This window comes from Streptomyces sp. NPDC005648, from assembly GCF_040605395.1.
GTDB lineage: Bacteria > Actinomycetota > Actinomycetes > Streptomycetales > Streptomycetaceae > Streptomyces.
On sequence record NZ_JBEXCS010000021.1, the window covers coordinates 76,683 to 92,394 of the forward strand.

Here is a 15,712-nt window from a genome sequence, read left to right on the forward strand (position 1 = left end):
CTCCAGCAGACACCCCCGGACAGGCAGGTCGACGATGGCAGACACCCCGGACGACAGAGCGACGGCCCGGCAGCTCCAGGTGGAGACGCACGGGCTCGACGTGATCGCCGACGCCGAGCGCAAGGGCGCCCCCCGAACCCTGTTCTGGCCGTGGTTCGGGGCCAATGTCTCGGTCCTCGGACTGAGCTACGGCTCCTTCGCGCTCGGCTTCGGGATCTCCTTCTGGCAGGCACTGGTCTCAGGCGTCCTCGGCATCGTCTTCTCCTTCCTGCTCTGCGGCTTCATCGCGGTCGCCGGCAAACGCGGCTCCGCGCCGACGATGGTCCTGAGCCGGGCCGCGTACGGGGTGCGCGGCAACCGTCTGCCCTCGGTGATCTCGTGGGTCCTCACCGTCGGCTGGGAGACCGTCCTGTGCGCCCTCGCCACCATGGCCACCGCCACCGTCTTCGAACGGCTCGGCTGGGGCGGCGGCACCGGGACCAAGGTGGTCGCGCTCGTCGTGGTCGGTGCGCTGACCGTCGTCGGCGGTGTGATGGGCTTCGACCTGATCATGCGGCTGCAGACCGTGATCACCGTGGTCACGGGCGTGCTGACCGTCGTCTACGTCGCCCTCGTCGCCGACCACATCCACTGGAGCACCGTCAGCGCGATCCCGTCCGGCTCCGTGCAGCAGTTCATCGGCGCGCTGGTGTTCATGATGACCGGCTTCGGCCTCGGCTGGGTCAACGCCGCCGCGGACTACTCCCGTTATCTGCCCCGCGGTTCGTCCGGCCGAGGCGTGATCGGCTGGACCACCTTCGGCGCCTCCGTGGCCCCGCTGCTCCTGCTGGTCTTCGGCCTGCTCCTGGCCGGCTCGTCGAGCAAGCTCGACACGGCCGTCGCCGCCGACCCCATCGGCGCGCTCACGACCCTGCTGCCCACCTGGTTCCTCGTCCCGTTCGCGGTCGTCGCCGTCCTCGGCCTGGTCGGCGGCGCGGTCCTCGACATCTACTCCTCCGGCCTCGCCCTGCTGTCGGCGGGCCTCCGCGTCCCCCGCTACGTGGCCGCGTTCGTGGACGGCGTCCTGATGATCGCGGGCTCCGTCTACATCGTCTTCTTCGCCGACGACTTCCTCGGCCAGTTCATGGGCTTCCTCACCACCCTGGGCGTCCCCATCGCCGCCTGGTGCGGCATCATGCTCGCCGACCTCCTGCTGCGCCGCCGCGACTACGACGAGGGCGACCTCTACCGCCCCGCCGGCCGCTACGGCGACGTCCTCCCGGTCCCGCTCCTGCTCACCCTCGGCGCCACCGCGCTCGGCTGGGGCCTGGTCACCAACTCGGCGGCCGACTGGCTCACTTGGCAGGGCTACCTGCTGGAACCCTTCGGCCTCGGCGGCAAGTCCGGCGCGTGGGCCTACGCCAACCTGGGTGTCCTCGCCGCCCTCGCACTCGGCTTCCTCGGCACCCTCGCGCTCGGCCGCGCCCGGGTCCGCGACCAGGAGGCGCAGGCGCCGAGCCCGGCGGGCGAAGGGGCGGTCGTATGACGTCCGGGCTGCTCGCCGTCATCGACATGCAGCGTGTCTTCGCGGAGCCCGACAGCCCCTGGGCGGCCCCCCGTTACGCCGAGGCGGCGGCAGGGGTACGACGTCTGCTGCCGGCCTACGGCGAACGGGTCGCCTTCACCCGCTTCCTGGCCCCCGCCGCACCGGAGGGCGCCTGGCGCTCCTACTACGAGCAGTGGCCGTTCGCCCTCCGCCCGCCGGACGACCGGCTGTGGGACCTGACCGACGGCTTCGCCGCCCGGGCACGGCATGTCGTGGAAGCCACCACCTTCGGCAAGTGGACCCCGCGACTCGCCCGACTGCTCGGCCCCGAGCGCCGTCTGACCCTGGCCGGCGTCAGCACCGACTGCTGTGTCCTGTCCACCGCGCTCGCCGCCGCCGACGCCGGCGTGGAGGTGGTGGTCGCGGCCGACGCCTGCGCGGGCGCGGACGACGACTCACACACCAAGGCACTGGGGATCATGGCCCTCTACCGCCCCCTCGTCCGGGTCACCACCGTCGCCGAGTTGCTGAGCGAGTCCGGATGAAGCGAGTCGCCCTCCTCGGCGGAGGCTTCAGCAACGACGAAGACGGCCTGCTGGACGCCTGGCTGCTGAGCCATGCCCGCGTCCCTCGAGCACGGGTCTGCTTCCTGCCCACCGCCAGCGGAGACGCGGTCACCTATGTCGACAGGTTCTTCGAGGCGTTCGCGCCGCGCCACGACTGCGATCCCTCCGTACTGCCCCTGTTCCAGAGGAAGTTGGACGACGAGGCCCTGCGCGCGTACCTGCTCGCGCAGGACGTCGTGTACGTCGGCGGCGGCAACACGGCGAACATGCTGGCCGTATGGCGGGTGCACGGCGTCGACCGCCTGCTGAGCGAGGCCTACGACCGCGGCACCCTGCTCTGCGGTATCAGCGCCGGCGCCAACTGCTGGGCGCGGGGTTCGCACACGGACTCCTTCGGCCCGCTGACCCACCTCCAGGACGGGCTGGGCCTGCTGCCCGGTTCCGTCTGCCCCCACTACGACAGCGAACCGGGCCGCCGGCCCTCGTACCGGGCGGCGGTCGCCGACGGATCACTGGCCGGCGGATGGGCCCTGGACGACGGGGCCGCGGCGCTGTTCACGGACGGCGTGCTGACGGAGACGGTGACCCGCAAGCCGGGCGCGGGCGTCTACCAGGTGGAGCGCAAGGAGCAGGGCGACGTCGAAGAGCTGGCACTGGAGTGCCGGCCGCTGCACTGAGGGCCGGCGGCGACCGCCCCGGTCTGCCCCTGATCCACTGGACGGCGTGCGACGGATTCACGCGCGTTCGCAGGAATGGGCCGCGCGGGACCGGGTACGCGAGCAGGACCGTGCTCGGGGCGATCTTGTCCCGGGTGGACCGTACGACCGCCGCTACCAGGGAATCTGCCATGGACACACCTGCCCACGACCCCACCACCACACCGGCCCGGCAGGCGCTGGACGCGCTGGCCTTGAACACCGACGACACGGCGGCCCTCGACACGCTCGCCGGCAGCGAGGTGCTCGTCCCGGTGCCCGACGACGCGAACCAGGACGACGCCGCCGATCCGGGCGCCGTCGCCCTGCCCGTGCTGGAGCAGCCGGGCGGCGACCCGGTGGTGCCCGTGTTCACCTCGGAGGGCGAGCTGGCCGAGCTGCTGCCGTTCGTCTCCCGCTACCGTCTCGTGCCGCTGGGCGCGCTCGCCTCGCAGTGGCCGGCCGACGACCTGTCGCTCACCATCGACGCCGGCTCCGAGCACCCGCTGACGCTCACCTCCGAGGGCGTCCGGAGCCTGCTGGCCCGACCCTAGGGCGCACGGGCCTCCCCTCAGGGCCCGCGAGGGCGTACCCCGCGTTCAGAGGCTCTTTCCGGGGTTGAGGATGCCCCTGGGGTCGAACACGTCCTTGAGCCGCCGCTGCAACGCGTGTGCCGAGGGCCCCAGTTCGTCGGCCACCCACTGCCGCTTCAGCACCCCCACGCCGTGCTCGCCGGTGAGCGTGCCACCGAGCCGCAGTGCCAGCGCGAAGATCTCACCGGCCGCTTCCCAGGCCGCGTCGGGCAGCCGGTCCAGGGACCGGTCGACCACGATGATCGGGTGCAGATTGCCGTCCGCCGCGTGCGCGACGGTGAAGACGGGCACACCGTGGCGCGCGGAGATTCCCTGGATCTCCCGCACGGCCTCCGCGAGTCTGGAGCGCGGCACGGCGATGTCCTCGATCAGTGGTCGGCCCAGCAGCTCCAGCGCGAGCCGGCGCGCGGCCAGCAAGGCCTCGGCCTCCACAGGGTCCTGCGTGCTCTCCACCGCCGAGGCCAGCGGGGCCAGCACCCGCGCGACCGCCGTCGCCTCGGCCGCGGCACCCGCCCCGTCGCACTGCACCACCAGCAGCGCGGCGCCCCGCTCCCGCAGCGCCGGATCGATCGCGTGCAGCACCGGCCCGTCGACGAGTTCGGCCAACGCAGGGACGACTCCGGCCCGGGCGATGGCGTACGACGCCTCGGCCGCGCTCTCGAACGAGTCGAACCAGGCCGCGAGGGTCGCCGTCGCCACCGGTGTCGGCCGCAGCCGCAAGGTTGCCGAGGTGATCACGGCGAGGGTGCCCTCGGAGCCGGTGAGCAGCGCGGTGAGGTCGTAGCCGGTGACGCCCTTGACGGTACGACGACCGGTCGTGATCACCGTGCCGTCGGCGAGGACCGCCTCCAGACCCAGCACGCTGTCCCGCGTCACCCCGTACTTCGCGCACCGCAATCCGCCCGCGTTGGTCGCGATGTTCCCGCCGATCGTGGACATCGCCGCACTGGCCGGGTCCGGCGCGTAGCGCAGTCCGTGCGTGCCGGCCGCCCGGTCCAACTCGGCGGTGATCACGCCCGGTTCGACGACGGCGAGCTGATCTTCCGCCGAGAGTTCGAGGATGCGGTTCATCCCGGACAGGTCCAGCACGAGCGTGCCCTCGCTCGCCGTCGCCCCGCCCGACAGCCCGGTGCCCGCGCCGCGCGGGACCACCGGTATGCCCAACGCGTTCGCGTGCCGGAGCGTGACGGTCACGTCCTCGGTGCGCCGGGCGCGGACGAGGGCGAGGGGCTCGCCGCCCGGCGGGGTGCCCGAGCGGTCGGTGGCGTGCGCGGCCAGCGCGGCCGGGTCGGTGGTCAGCCGGTCGGGCGGCAGATCGCGGGCCAGCAGGCCCAGGAACTGCGCGGAGACGGTCGTTTCCGGCGCGGCTGTCATGGGTTCAGGGCCTTCGTTCCGATCGCGAGCAGGGAGATGTCCTCCTGTGGCGCGTGCACGGGCGCGCACTGGATGTCCCGGAAGTGCCGCTCCAGCGGGTTGCCCCGGGCCAGCCCCGGATTGCCGAGCAGCCGCACGGTCAGCTCGACCGCGCGTACACCGTGCCGGTCCGCCAACACACGGGTGCCGAGGGCCTGTTCGGGGGTGTACGAGGTGTCGTCGGCGTCGAGCTTCGCCGCGCCGTCGAACACCAGCTGCTCGGCGGTGGCCAGCAGCACCTCGATCTCCCCGGCCGTCCGCCGGAAGCGTTCCGTGCGGGCTACCGGATGACCGAGGTTGGCGGGCACCCGTTCGTGGGCGAAGGTGTGGAAGAAGGCCTGTGCGGCCCGGGCGACGCCCAGGTAGAGGGCAGCGAGGGGGAGATGGAGAGCGGCTCCCGCCCGGTTGTCCTGTTCGGCGGCCGGTCCGTACGGTCCGATCCCGATGACGTGCTCGTAGGGGACCTCGACCTCGCGGAACGTCACGTCGTGGCTGCCGCTGGCCCGTAGCCCCATCTGGTCCCAGTGACCGGTGACGTCGATGCCGGGCGAGCCACCGGGCACCAGGAAGGTGCCCACCCGCGGCTCCGTCTCGTCGGTGGTCGCCCACACCAGGAACCAGTCCAGCCCGTCCGCCCCCGTCACGAACCGTTTGGTGCCGCTGATCGTCCAGCCGTCGGCGGTCCGCCGGGCGCGCGTCGCGGGCAACCCGCCCCGGGCGGGGGAGCCCAACTCGGGTTCCACGCGAGCGTGGTTGACGAGAACGGGCCGCTCCAGCGACTCCTTCGCCACGCGCGCGTACAGCTCTTCGGGCCAGTGCGGCTGCACGGCCTGCCGGGCGTGTGTGGTGAGCGTCATCGCCGCGATCAGCGCCACCGACGGGTCGCCCCGGCCCAGCGAGTGCAGGATGCGGGCGCTCTGCTCGACGCCGGCGCCCTGGCCGCCGTACCGCTTCCCGATTGTGGCGGTGAGGAGTCCGGCCTCATGCGCGATCTGGAGCGAATCGGCCGGGAAGGTGCCGGATCGGTCGTGGACGGGGGCCAGTTCGGCGATGCGGGCGATGACACTCCGATCGGTCACAGGGCCTTCTTCAGGTCGGTGTCGAGCGCGGTGGTCCAGAACGACTTCACGTCCAAGTGCTCCTTGAGGGCGCCGAGTTCGCTGAAGGCGTCGGCGACCTTCTGCTGGGAGGCGATCGTGTCGTCGCCCACCGTGCGGGCCTGGGTGGGCCGTTGCCTCTGCTGCGCGACCAGGTCGCTCTGGGCCTGGGCGACCGGCTGGTGCGTGTTGGCCGAGATCACCTTGGCGAAGGCGGCTTCACGTCCGTCACGGACGTACGCGTACGCCTTGGTGATCCGGGCGATCAGGTCGGCGACCGCCGCCTTCTGCGCCGGGCTCCTCAGCACGCTGTCCCGGGCCGACCAGAGGAAGTTGCCGGACAGGATGTCCGCGCCCGAGCCGACAGTGCGGGCGCCCTGCTGGTGGGCGGTGACGATCGAGGTGCCGTAGGAGGCGAAGGCGTCGATACTGCCGCCGTTGAGGGCGGCCAGGCCGTCGTTGGGCAGGAGCGGCTTGGCGTCCACGTCGGACCACTTCAGGCCTGCCTGCTTGAGCAGCTCGTAGAGGAAGTAGTGGGCGGTGGTGTTCTGGACGTAGCCGACCTTCTTGCCCTTCAGCCCGGCGATGTCGGTCACCTTGGAGCCTTTGGGGACGACGACCTCCTGGTTGAGCGTCGAGCCGCGCTGGACGGCGACGACCTTGAAGTTCGGCCTGCCGTCGGCCGCCGCGAAGAGGGGCGGGATCTCGCTGGAGGAGGCGACGTCCAGGGCTCCGGCGCGAATGGCCTGGAGCTGCTGGTCACCGCCCTGGAACACGCTCCATTTCACCTTGTACGGGGTGTCGTCGAGGTGGGCGAACTTCAGCACCGCCTCTTCGACCTTCCAGCCGGTGGCACCGACTTCGAGGGTGACGGAGCCGGACGCGGAGTCGGCCTTGGCGTTGCCTGCGCAGGCGGCCGCGAAGGGCAGCAGCAGGGCGAGGGCGGCGGCGGACGAGCGCAGGGTGCGGCGGAACAACACGGGATCTCCATAAGGGTGTTCTCAATCCGACGGGGGGCGTGGGGGTCAGGCGGCCCGGGAGGTCGCCGCGCGGTGGGCGAGTTCCTGGCGGACCAGCGGCAGGATGTGACGGGCGTAGTCGATCGCGTCGTTGAGCGGGTCGTAGCCGCGGATGGAGAGCAGGTCGCAGCCGATGTCCACGTAGTCGAGCAGCGCCTTGGCGACCGTCTCGGGGGAGCCGACCAGGGCGGTCGAGGCGCCGGCGGCGTTGGTGGCGACCGCGGGCGCGGTCCACAGGCAGCGGTCGTGGACCTCGCCCCGGTCGGCGATGTCGAGAAGGCGCTGGGAGCCGACGTTGGCGGGGCGGCCGGTGGTGCGGTAGTGGCGCAGCAACTCGGTGTTCCTCGCCTGGTCCTTGAGCACGCCGAGGGTGCGGTGGGCCTTTTCCCAGGCCAGTTCGTCGGTGGGTGCGATGATCGGGCGGAAGGACACCCAGATACGGGGGTGCGGGCGCCCGGCGGCATCCGCGACCGCGTTCACCGCGGCGATCTGCTCGGCGGTCTCCTTCAGCGGCTCGCCCCACAGCCCGAAGATGTCGCCCTGCTGTCCGCCGACCCGGTAGGCGTCCTGCGAGGAGCCGCCCACCGAGATCGGGACCAGCCCGTTCACCGGCTTCACATCGGAGTGGTAGCCCTCGAACTTGAAGTACTTGCCCTCGTGGGAGACGGGCCCGTCGGCCTGCCACACCTTCCTCAGGATCTGGATGTACTCGTCCGAACGCTCGTACCGTTCGGTCTTGTTGAGGTAGTCGCCCTCGCGGCGCTGCTCATCGTCGCTGCCGCCGGAGATGATGTGCAGGGTCAGCCGGCCGTCGCTGATCTGGTCGAGGGTGGCCAGCGCGCGGGCCGCGTGCGTGGGGAAGACGACGCCCGGGCGGTGGGCGAGGATGGGGCGGACCCGCTCGGTGTGGGTGGCGACGAACTGGGCGATCTGGAAGGCGTCCGGCGAGGCGGAGTGGTAGGCGACCAGGGTGTGGTCGAAGCCGCCGTCGTCCAGGGCACGGGCGTACTTGCGCAGATGGCGGACGTCGAGACCGGTCCGGCTGGACGCGGCCGGGCCCGAGGCCCCGGCGTCGGTGTGGACGGCGCTGATGAACTCGACAGGCATGAAGGGCTCCTACGTGACTACTTGAGAAGGGACGTGTCGGAGGACTTGGCCACGTCGACGTTCGGGTCGAGCACGCCGATGCTGTTCCTGAGGTCGGCCACGCCCTGCACGGTCTTGTTCACCTCCGCTGTGATGGGCAGGACCTCGCCGTACGCGGCCGAGGCGAGGGTCTTGGCGACGGTGGCGTCGGCGCCGTTGCGCTCCTCGATGGCCTTGGCGTAGGCGTCCTTGTGGGTGCTGGTCCACTTCAGGGCCGTTCCGAGGCGCTGCAGGAAGTCGGAGAGGGCCGTCTTCTTCGAGGAGTCGGCGAGGGCCTTCTCGGAGGCGTTGACGTAACCGATGCCGCTGACGCGGCCGTCGCCGCCGTCGACGAGGAGCCTGCCACCCTGCTCCAGGCCCACGGCCTGGTAGACGCCGAAGGTCGCCCAGATCTTGATCTTTCCGGACGCGAAGGCTGCTTGCGCGTCCGTCGGCAGCAGGTACTGGACCTTGACGTCCTTGTAGCTGAGGCCGTTCCGCTTGAGCACGTTGGCCAGCAGATACTCCGAGACGCTGCCCTTGGCCGAGGACACCACGACCTTCTGGCCCTTGAGGTCCTTGACACCGTCGATTCCGGAGTCCTTGCGGACGACGATCCCGACATGGGTGCCGTCGTTCTTCAACGCGGCGATGTTCTTGATCCTCACCCCGCCGCTGAGCGCCTGCAGTGCCGGCAGGTCGGCCGAGAACCCGGTGTCGGCGGCGCCCGCCTGCACGGCCTGGTAGAGCGGGGCCGCGCCTTGGAACTCGGCCCACTTCACCCGGTACTTGGCGCCCTTGAGGGCATCGGAGGCGGCGACGATCGTCTGCAGGGTCTTGGCCTGGTCGCCGATGGTCAGAGTGACCTGCCGCGACGAGGAGGCGTCCGCCGAGGAGTCCGCGCCGCAGGCGGTGAGTGCCACCACGGCGGAGAGGCTCAACGTGGCGGCGGCGATGGTGCGGATCACGAGGGGGTCCCTTCCAGGGCATGGGTCACGCCGAGCCAGTTCAGGAGGCGGGCTCGCAGGATCACGAACTCGGGGGCGGTCAGATCGCGGGGGCGCGGCAGTTCGACGGTCAGCTCATGCGCGATACGTCCCGCGTCCATCACCAGGACTCGGTCGGCGAGCAGCAACGCCTCCTCCACGTCATGGGTGACCAGGAGGATCGCGCAGCCGTGCAGCCGCCACAGCTCGGCGACCAGTTGCTGCACCTTGCCGCGGGTCAGCGCGTCCAGCGCACCGAACGGCTCGTCCAACAGCAGCAGTTCGGGCTCGCGCACCAAAGCGCGGGCGAGCGAGACGCGCTGCGCCTGGCCGCCGGAGAGGGTCTTGGGCCAGACCGTGGCCCGGTCCGCGATGCCGACCTCGTCGAGCGCCTTGACCGCGAGGGCCCTGTCGGGCCGTCCGGGCAGACCGAGGACGACATTGCGCCACACCTTCAGCCAGGGCAGCAGCCGCGGCGACTGGAAGGCGGCACTGCGCCGCGCCGGTACGGTCACCTCGCCGCCGATCTCGTCGTCGAGCCCGGCGAGGATCCTCAACAGCGTCGACTTGCCGCAGCCGCTGTGCCCGAGGAGGGCGACGAACTCGCCCTCGCGGATGTCGAGATCGAGGTCGTGCAAAACGGTGTTGCCGTCGAAGGCCCGCGAAAGGCCCCTGATCTCCACACTGTTGGGCATCTCTAGGCCTCGCCCTCGAAGTTGGCCCGCCAGGTCAGCAGGCGCCGTGACAAGATCCGGACGGCGAAGTCGCAGGCCAGGCCCAGCAGTGCGTACACGACGAGACAGAGCACGATGACGTCCGTGCGGAAGTACTGCTGGGCGTTGCTCATCAGATAGCCCAGGCCCTGGTCGGCGTTCACCTGCTCGGCGAAGACAAGCGCCAGCCAGGCCGTCGACAGCGCGTACCGCAGCCCCACCAGAGCACCGGGCAGCGCGCTCGGCAGGATCACGTACGTGATCAGCCCGAGCCGACCGAGGCCCATCATCCGTGCCGCCTCGACGAGTTGGGCGTCCGTGGAGCGGATGCCGCCGTAGATGTTGAAGTACAGCGGGTAGGTCACCCCGAGTGCGACCAGCGCGATCTTCGGGGTCTCCTCGATGCCGAACCAGACGATGAACAGCGGGATGAGGCCCACCCAGGGGATCGCCCTGAACATGCCCATCGAGGAGTCGATGACGTCCTCGCCGAGCCGGAACAGACCGGCGAGGAGGGACAGGCTCAGGGCGACGCTCGCGCCGATCGCGAAACCGATGGCGGCGCGGCGGCCCGATGCGGCGATGGCGCTGGGCAGTTCACCGTTCTTCGTCAGCTCGACGGCCTGGCGTACGACGTCCACGGGGGAGGCCAGCACGGACTCGGGGAGCACTCCGGTGGCCGACGTCAGGAACCACAGCAGTACCAGGCCGACCGGGCCTGCCGATCGGCGGACGGAACGGGGGACGCTGAAGCGGCGGCCGGTCCTGGCGGTGCCGCGGATGGTGACGCGGGCGGACGGCTCGGGCGCCTCGGGGAGGTCCTGTTTCGACAGCACCCCCGCGGTGAGTGGGTTCGTCGTCATGGCGGGTTCCTTCGGGAGATCAGGAGTCAGGAGGGCGACGGACCGGTCGCGGCCGGGCGGTCGGGGTCGGCGGACCAGGCGGACCAGGAACCGGGGAAGAGGACCGCCTCGAACCCGGCGATCTCCAGCGCCGCGATCTGATGGGCGGCGGTGACGCCCGAGCCGCAGTAGACGCCGATCCGGGTGGAGTCGGTCGCGCCCTTCTCCTCGAATCGCTTGCGCAGTTCGTCGGCGGGCAGGAAGGTCCCGTCGCCCGCGAGATTCTCCCCGGTGGGCGCGGACACAGCGCCCGGGATGTGTCCTGCCCGTGGGTCCACCGGCTCCGCCTCGCCTCGGTAGCGCTCGGCCGCTCGTGCGTCCAACAGCAGCCCACTGAAGGCGAGTTCGGCGGCACCGTCGGCATCGGTGACAGGCAGACCGCCCGCACGCAGGACGACGTCCCCGGGCCGGGGCTCGACCGGGACACCGGACTCCAGCGGCAGCCCGGCCGATCGCCAGGCCCCCAAGGCCCCGTCAAGCAGGCTGACATGAGCCACACCGGCGTATCGCAGCAGCCACCAGGCCCGTGCGGCTGCGGTGTTGCCCAAGTCGTCGTGCACGACGACCGGTTGGCCCTCGCGCAGGCCCCACCTCCGGGCCGAGGTCTGCAACTCTGCGATGTCCGGCAGCGGATGCCGGCCGCCCTCGGGGGACGGCGGCGCCGCCAACTCACGGTCCAGGTCGACGAAGACCGCGCCCGGGATGTGGCCGTCGGCGTAGTGATCGCGGCCGTGCGGGTCGCCCAGGGCCCAGCGCACGTCCAGGACGAGCGGAGGCGTGTCGGAAGCGAGCCGCTGACGGAGTTCGGCGACGGAGACGGTGACGCTCATGCGAGATCTCCCTCGGCGATCGTGGGCAGGTCGGCCGACAGCCGCAGCCGCTCCAGGAACAGCACGACCGTGGCGGCGGCCGTACGGTGCAGGGCGTCGTTGAGGACGTCGTGCCGACCGTTGTGGAAGGTCACGGTCCGGACGGTCGGGTGGCCCTCGTACGCGCGGAAGGCGTTCTCGACCGGGCTCACCGCGTCGTCCTTGCCGTGCAGGGCCAGTACCGGCACGCGGACCTCGTCGAGCCGGGGCTCGGGGAGGTCCGGGATGATGTCCAGAGCTCCCCGCCGGAACTCCGGGTCATGGGTGAGGCGGCTCCGATGAGTGGGGCAGGCGGTGCGGGCCTCGACCTCTTCCTCCCAACTTCCCGACGTCCAGGGGGCGGTGGGCAGTCCTGCCAGGATCAGCGCATCCACGCCCGCGGTCTGCTCGGCGGCGAGATGGGCGGCGTACAGGGCGCCGGTGTCGGAGCCGACCAGCACCTTCGGGCCGGGCAGCGACTCGTCGGCCAGCAGCTTGGCGGCCTCGTCGAGCAACGAGGGGTCGGCCGAGGCGTCGCCGAGGGCGCGCACCCGGTAGGCGTCGAAGGCGAGCCGGCGGCCGAACCGCTCGTACACACCACCGTGTTCACCACGCCCCGCCAGCACGATCAACGTGCCGCGTGTGGCGAGACCTTCGGGTTCGTCCCAGGAGAAGGATGCGGACATGAGGGGGCAACTCCGGTTCAGGGCAGGTGGCACATGAGGCGAAACGGACGCAGGCAGGCAGCCGAAAAGAGCAGACGGGACGGGCTGTCACGTGTCAGCGCGGAACGGCGAAGGGCGTGATCAGCTCAGAAAGCGGCGGACGGCCGGAGGGAAGTCAGCGACAGCGCGCGCTGCACGCCACGCCGAAGTCGATGACTCGGCGCTGCGTCAGAAGGGCAGCGGAAGCGGTCGCGTGCAACATGCGCCCATCATGACCGGGCCTCACCGACCGCGTCCAACGATGATTCCGCATCGAAACCGATCAGGGATCGCAATCGATCGACGTCAGCGGCTAGTGTCGCGGCATGGTCCGACCCGTCCTCGACATCGTCGCCCTGCGCAGCCTGACCGCGATAGCCGACTGCGGCGGCTTCCACCGCGCCGCGCAGGTGCTCTCGCTCAGCCAGTCGGCGGTCAGCCAGCATGTCCGCAAGCTGGAGAAGACCCTGGGGCGTCCGGTCGTCGAACGCGAGGGCAGGCGTACCCGGTTCACCCCGGAGGGCAGGTTGCTGCTGGAGCAGGCCCGGCGCATCCTCGCCGTGCACGACGAGGCCGTGCGCGCCCTGCTCGAAGCGGACGGCGACACCGTCACCGTCGGCACCACCGAGCACGCGGCCGACCAGTTCCTGCCCCGGCTGACCGCCGCCGTGGAGCAGGTACGGCCCGGCTGCCGGGTTCGTTTCCGCATCGACCGCTCCGCGCGGCTGGTGGAGGCGGTCGAGCGGGGCAGCGTGGATGTCGCCGTCTACGTCACCGAGGCCGCGGCCACCGAGGGCACCCGGGTCGGCGGCCTCCCCCTCACCTGGCACGCCGTGCCTGGCTGGCAGCGGCCGCCCGCGCCCGCGCCCGTCCCGCTGGTCGCCATCGAGGACCCCTGCGCCATCCGCCGGCGCGCCATCGCCACCCTCGCCGCACACGGAGTGCCCGCCGCGGTCGTCGGTGACGCCGGCTATCTCGCGGGCGTCCTCGACATCGCCCGCACCGGCCAAGGCGTCGCCCTGCTCGCCGCGGTCGGCCCCGCCCCGGACGGCCTCACGCCCTACGACGGCCTGCCCTCGGTCACCCCCATCCCCATGAGCGCCCTGGCCCGCCCGGGTGCGGACCCGGCGACGGCGGAGGCGGCCTTCGCGGCCGTACGGGAGCTGTTGCGCGAGGAGTGAGCTCGTGGCGCGCCCCGAGCCGATCACTCCGCGCCCGCCCGGTCCACAATGGCGGCATGACATGGATCTCCGGGCTGGCCGGCGGGCTGCTGCTGGTCGTTCTGGGCGTCAACGTCCTGCGCACCCTGGTGGTGCCGCGAGGTCTGTACTCGGTACTGGTGTTCCGGCTGTGGTGGCTGCTGCGGCGCCTGTTGCGGCTGGCGGCGCCGCGCGGGGGCTACGACGCCATCGACCGTGCGCAGACCTGGCTCGCTCCGCTGATCCTCATCGGCATGCTCACGACCTGGCTCGGTGGAGCGCTGGTCGGCTTCGGGCTGCTCTTCCACGCCGTGTCCGGGCTGGCCTGGGGCAATGCCTTCCGGGAGGCCGGCTCCAGCCTCTTCACCCTCGGCTTCGCCAGCGGCGACCGACTGCGCCTGTCCGCGCTCGACTTCATGGCCGCGTCCACCGGACCCGTCCTCATCGCCCTGCAGATCGCCTATCTGCCCACGCTCTACGCCGCCTACAACCGTCGTGAGCTGGAGGTCACCCTGCTCCAGTCACGGGCCGGCGAACCCGCGTGGGGCCCGGAGATCCTGGCCCGGCAGTGGCTCGTCGACACCGAGACCGCGCTGCCCGAGCTGTACGCGAACTGGGAGCGGCTGGCCTCCGACGTCGGGGAGAGCCACTCCACGTACCCCGTCCTGGTGGCCTTCCGCTCGCCCCGCCCGTACCGCCACTGGCTGGTCGGCCTGATCGCCGTCATGGACGCGGCGGCCCTTCAGCTCGCGCTGACCCCGCGCACCGCCCCGCCCCAGGCACGGCTGGTGCTGCGGGCAGGGTTCACGGCGCTGCGCGACATCGCGCGTGCCCTGCGCGTCCCCTTCGACCCCGACCCCGCCCCGGAGGCCCCCATCCGGCTCGTGTACGCCGATTTCGAGGCCGCGGTCGACATGCTGGAGGCCACGGGCTTCCGCGCCGAACGCCCCACCGCCGAGGCCTGGCCCCACTTCCACGGCTGGCGCGTCAACTACGAGGCGATCGCCTACGACCTGTGCCGCCGCTGCGACGCGGTACCCGCCCTGTGGACCGGTCCCCGCGACTTCGCCTCGGCACCGATCCCACCGCGCAGACCGGCGGACCGCAGACCGAACGAGGACCGCACCGAGCCGCCCCGAGCGCCGGGGTCGGCGGGCTGATCCGACCGGGGCCGGGTCGGTTGCGGCGGTCGGCCGTGAGCGGATCCCGGTGTGTGTGGGCGGCCGGTCCCGCCTCGTCGTCGTTCAGCCCGGCGCCACCGCGGCCACCAGGCAGGCGATGCCGACGGCCAGTACGGCGGCGATCAGCAGAGCCGTCATGACTCACGCCCCCGCGACCGCTGCCGGCTGCGGGAAGGTGACGCCGGTCAGTTCCTCGGAGACGGTCCACAGGCGGCGGGCGGTCGCCGGGTCGCTGGCCGCCGCCGAGCGGCCGACGAGGGTGGGGGCGCCGCGCATCTCGCCGAAGCCGTCCGGGCCGACGTAGCTCGCGCCGGGCAGGTCCTGGACGGCGGCGTACAGGGTGGGCAGGGCGCCGGCCCTGCTGTCCTGGGCCATGACCCGGTTGCCCACCCGCATCAGGGCGCGGCGCAGTGAACTGCCGTCGTGGCTCTGGAGGTTGGTGGCCGCGTACCCGGGGTGGGCGGCCAGGGCGCGGACGGAGGAGCCCGACTCGGCGAGCCGGCGCTGGAGTTCGAGGGTGAACAGCAGATTGGCCAGCTTGGACTGGCTGTAGGCCGTGATGGGCGCGTACTCGCCGGTGAGGTGAAGGTTGTCGAAGTGGATGTACGGGGTGCCCGGCATCCGGTGCGCACCGGAGGACACGGTCACCACCCGGTCGGTGATGTGCGGCAACAGCAGGTTCGTCAGGGCGAAGTGGCCGAGGTGGTTGGTGCCGAACTGCATCTCGAAGCCGTCCTTGGTGCGGCTCTCGGGGATGTTCATCACGCCGGCGTTGTTGACGAGCAGATCCAGGTCGCCCCGCCAGCTCGCCGCGAACTCGCGCACGGAGGCCAGGTCCGCCAGATCGAGGCGGCGCACCTCCACGCTCCCGCCGACGCCCGCCGCGGCGGCCTCGCCGCGCTTCGGGTCCCGGACGGCGAGCACGACATGCGCGCCCGCGCCGGCCAGCGCCTCGACGGTGGCGATGCCGAGTCCGCTGTTGGCGCCGGTGACCACGGCCGTACGGCCGCTCTGGTCGGGGATGTCGGTGATGTTCCACTTGCTGGGTGCGGTCTTGCCTGTCTCAGTAGCCATGTCTCGAATGTAGGCGCCGCCTACAATGCTGTCAATGACAACAATGGTGACGGTGCCAACAATGTAGGCGCC

At 71.7% G+C, this 15,712-nt stretch carries 16 protein-coding genes; 6 read left to right on the forward strand and 10 right to left on the reverse strand.

Annotation, left to right across the window (positions count from 1 at the left end; genetic code table 11):
* Positions 1–34: 34 nt before the first annotated feature.
* The 4 genes from ABZT17_RS15210 (at position 35) to ABZT17_RS15225 (ending at position 3,340) form a co-directional block, all read left to right on the forward strand.
* Positions 35–1,525, forward strand: a complete 1,491-nt coding sequence (locus ABZT17_RS15210) for a cytosine permease (protein ID WP_356348517.1) — start codon at positions 35–37, stop codon at positions 1,523–1,525.
* The gene (locus ABZT17_RS15215) at positions 1,522–2,070 is read left to right on the forward strand and encodes an isochorismatase family protein (RefSeq protein WP_356348519.1); all 549 of its coding nucleotides are present in this window, start codon (positions 1,522–1,524) and stop codon (positions 2,068–2,070) included. Before ABZT17_RS15210 ends, ABZT17_RS15215 begins: the two co-directional genes overlap by 4 nt.
* A complete protein-coding gene (locus ABZT17_RS15220) occupies positions 2,067–2,768 on the forward strand; it encodes a peptidase E (protein WP_356348522.1) in 702 nt (233 codons plus the stop codon). The genes ABZT17_RS15215 and ABZT17_RS15220 overlap by 4 nt, the downstream gene beginning before the upstream one ends.
* Positions 2,769–2,938: 170 nt before the next feature.
* On the forward strand, positions 2,939–3,340 hold the full coding sequence (locus ABZT17_RS15225; protein ID WP_356348525.1) for an SseB family protein: 402 nt from the start codon (positions 2,939–2,941) through the stop codon (positions 3,338–3,340).
* A gap of 45 nt (positions 3,341–3,385) precedes the next feature.
* On the opposite strand, the gene ABZT17_RS15230 is transcribed toward ABZT17_RS15225, so the two are convergent.
* From ABZT17_RS15230 to ABZT17_RS15270, 9 genes are read right to left on the reverse strand one after another with little or no spacing between them, the layout of a single operon-like run.
* Positions 3,386–4,753, reverse strand: coding sequence for an FAD-linked oxidase C-terminal domain-containing protein (locus tag ABZT17_RS15230; RefSeq protein ID WP_356348527.1), 1,368 nt, complete (start codon positions 4,751–4,753; stop codon positions 3,386–3,388).
* Complete coding sequence (locus tag ABZT17_RS15235; protein ID WP_356348530.1) at positions 4,750–5,871, reverse strand: acyl-CoA dehydrogenase family protein; 1,122 nt, start codon at positions 5,869–5,871, stop codon at positions 4,750–4,752. The genes ABZT17_RS15230 and ABZT17_RS15235 overlap by 4 nt, the downstream gene beginning before the upstream one ends.
* On the reverse strand, positions 5,868–6,869 hold the full coding sequence (locus ABZT17_RS15240; RefSeq protein WP_356348532.1) for an ABC transporter substrate-binding protein: 1,002 nt from the start codon (positions 6,867–6,869) through the stop codon (positions 5,868–5,870). The genes ABZT17_RS15235 and ABZT17_RS15240 overlap by 4 nt, the downstream gene beginning before the upstream one ends.
* A gap of 45 nt (positions 6,870–6,914) precedes the next feature.
* On the reverse strand, positions 6,915–8,015 hold the full coding sequence (locus ABZT17_RS15245; RefSeq protein WP_356348535.1) for an LLM class flavin-dependent oxidoreductase: 1,101 nt from the start codon (positions 8,013–8,015) through the stop codon (positions 6,915–6,917).
* A 17-nt stretch (positions 8,016–8,032) separates the two neighbouring features.
* Positions 8,033–9,001 (reverse strand): ABC transporter substrate-binding protein, encoded by a 969-nt coding sequence (locus ABZT17_RS15250; protein ID WP_356348538.1) that lies wholly within the window; start codon positions 8,999–9,001, stop codon positions 8,033–8,035.
* Positions 8,998–9,714: an ABC transporter ATP-binding protein gene (locus tag ABZT17_RS15255; RefSeq protein WP_356348540.1), complete on the reverse strand. Its 717-nt coding sequence runs from the start codon at positions 9,712–9,714 to the stop codon at positions 8,998–9,000. The genes ABZT17_RS15250 and ABZT17_RS15255 overlap by 4 nt, the downstream gene beginning before the upstream one ends.
* A 2-nt stretch (positions 9,715–9,716) precedes the next feature.
* Complete coding sequence (locus tag ABZT17_RS15260) at positions 9,717–10,595, reverse strand: ABC transporter permease (RefSeq protein WP_356348543.1); 879 nt, start codon at positions 10,593–10,595, stop codon at positions 9,717–9,719.
* A 26-nt stretch (positions 10,596–10,621) separates the two neighbouring features.
* The gene (locus tag ABZT17_RS15265) at positions 10,622–11,464 is read right to left on the reverse strand and encodes a sulfurtransferase (protein ID WP_356348546.1); all 843 of its coding nucleotides are present in this window, start codon (positions 11,462–11,464) and stop codon (positions 10,622–10,624) included.
* Positions 11,461–12,168, reverse strand: a complete 708-nt coding sequence (locus ABZT17_RS15270; protein ID WP_356348548.1) for a lysophospholipase — start codon at positions 12,166–12,168, stop codon at positions 11,461–11,463. The genes ABZT17_RS15265 and ABZT17_RS15270 overlap by 4 nt, the downstream gene beginning before the upstream one ends.
* A gap of 344 nt (positions 12,169–12,512) precedes the next feature.
* On the opposite strand from ABZT17_RS15270, the gene ABZT17_RS15275 reads away from it, so the two are divergent.
* Both ABZT17_RS15275 and ABZT17_RS15280 read left to right on the forward strand, forming a co-directional pair.
* On the forward strand, positions 12,513–13,367 hold the full coding sequence (locus tag ABZT17_RS15275; protein ID WP_356348550.1) for a LysR family transcriptional regulator: 855 nt from the start codon (positions 12,513–12,515) through the stop codon (positions 13,365–13,367).
* 56 nt (positions 13,368–13,423) lie between these two features.
* Positions 13,424–14,545, forward strand: coding sequence for a hypothetical protein (locus tag ABZT17_RS15280; protein WP_356348553.1), 1,122 nt, complete (start codon positions 13,424–13,426; stop codon positions 14,543–14,545).
* A 162-nt stretch (positions 14,546–14,707) separates the two neighbouring features.
* Here ABZT17_RS15280 and ABZT17_RS15285 read toward each other — a convergent pair whose 3' ends face one another.
* Positions 14,708–15,640 (reverse strand): oxidoreductase, encoded by a 933-nt coding sequence (locus ABZT17_RS15285; protein ID WP_356348555.1) that lies wholly within the window; start codon positions 15,638–15,640, stop codon positions 14,708–14,710.
* Between the last annotated feature and the right edge of the window lie 72 nt (positions 15,641–15,712).

What these genes read in the sequence shown, in the direction of transcription:
- ABZT17_RS15210 (WP_356348517.1), top strand. Translation starts at nt 35, where the DNA reads ATGGCAGACACCCCGGACGACAGAGCGACGGCCCGGCAGCTCCAGGTG.
- ABZT17_RS15215 (WP_356348519.1), top strand. Translation starts at nt 1,522, where the DNA reads ATGACGTCCGGGCTGCTCGCCGTCATCGACATGCAGCGTGTCTTCGCG.
- ABZT17_RS15220 (WP_356348522.1), top strand. Translation starts at nt 2,067, where the DNA reads ATGAAGCGAGTCGCCCTCCTCGGCGGAGGCTTCAGCAACGACGAAGAC.
- ABZT17_RS15225 (WP_356348525.1), top strand. Translation starts at nt 2,939, where the DNA reads ATGGACACACCTGCCCACGACCCCACCACCACACCGGCCCGGCAGGCG.
- ABZT17_RS15230 (WP_356348527.1), bottom strand. Translation starts at nt 4,753, where the DNA reads ATGACAGCCGCGCCGGAAACGACCGTCTCCGCGCAGTTCCTGGGCCTG.
- ABZT17_RS15245 (WP_356348535.1), bottom strand. Translation starts at nt 8,015, where the DNA reads ATGCCTGTCGAGTTCATCAGCGCCGTCCACACCGACGCCGGGGCCTCG.
- ABZT17_RS15255 (WP_356348540.1), bottom strand. Translation starts at nt 9,714, where the DNA reads ATGCCCAACAGTGTGGAGATCAGGGGCCTTTCGCGGGCCTTCGACGGC.
- ABZT17_RS15260 (WP_356348543.1), bottom strand. Translation starts at nt 10,595, where the DNA reads ATGACGACGAACCCACTCACCGCGGGGGTGCTGTCGAAACAGGACCTC.
- ABZT17_RS15265 (WP_356348546.1), bottom strand. Translation starts at nt 11,464, where the DNA reads ATGAGCGTCACCGTCTCCGTCGCCGAACTCCGTCAGCGGCTCGCTTCC.
- ABZT17_RS15270 (WP_356348548.1), bottom strand. Translation starts at nt 12,168, where the DNA reads ATGTCCGCATCCTTCTCCTGGGACGAACCCGAAGGTCTCGCCACACGC.
- ABZT17_RS15275 (WP_356348550.1), top strand. Translation starts at nt 12,513, where the DNA reads ATGGTCCGACCCGTCCTCGACATCGTCGCCCTGCGCAGCCTGACCGCG.
- ABZT17_RS15280 (WP_356348553.1), top strand. Translation starts at nt 13,424, where the DNA reads ATGACATGGATCTCCGGGCTGGCCGGCGGGCTGCTGCTGGTCGTTCTG.
- ABZT17_RS15285 (WP_356348555.1), bottom strand. Translation starts at nt 15,640, where the DNA reads ATGGCTACTGAGACAGGCAAGACCGCACCCAGCAAGTGGAACATCACC.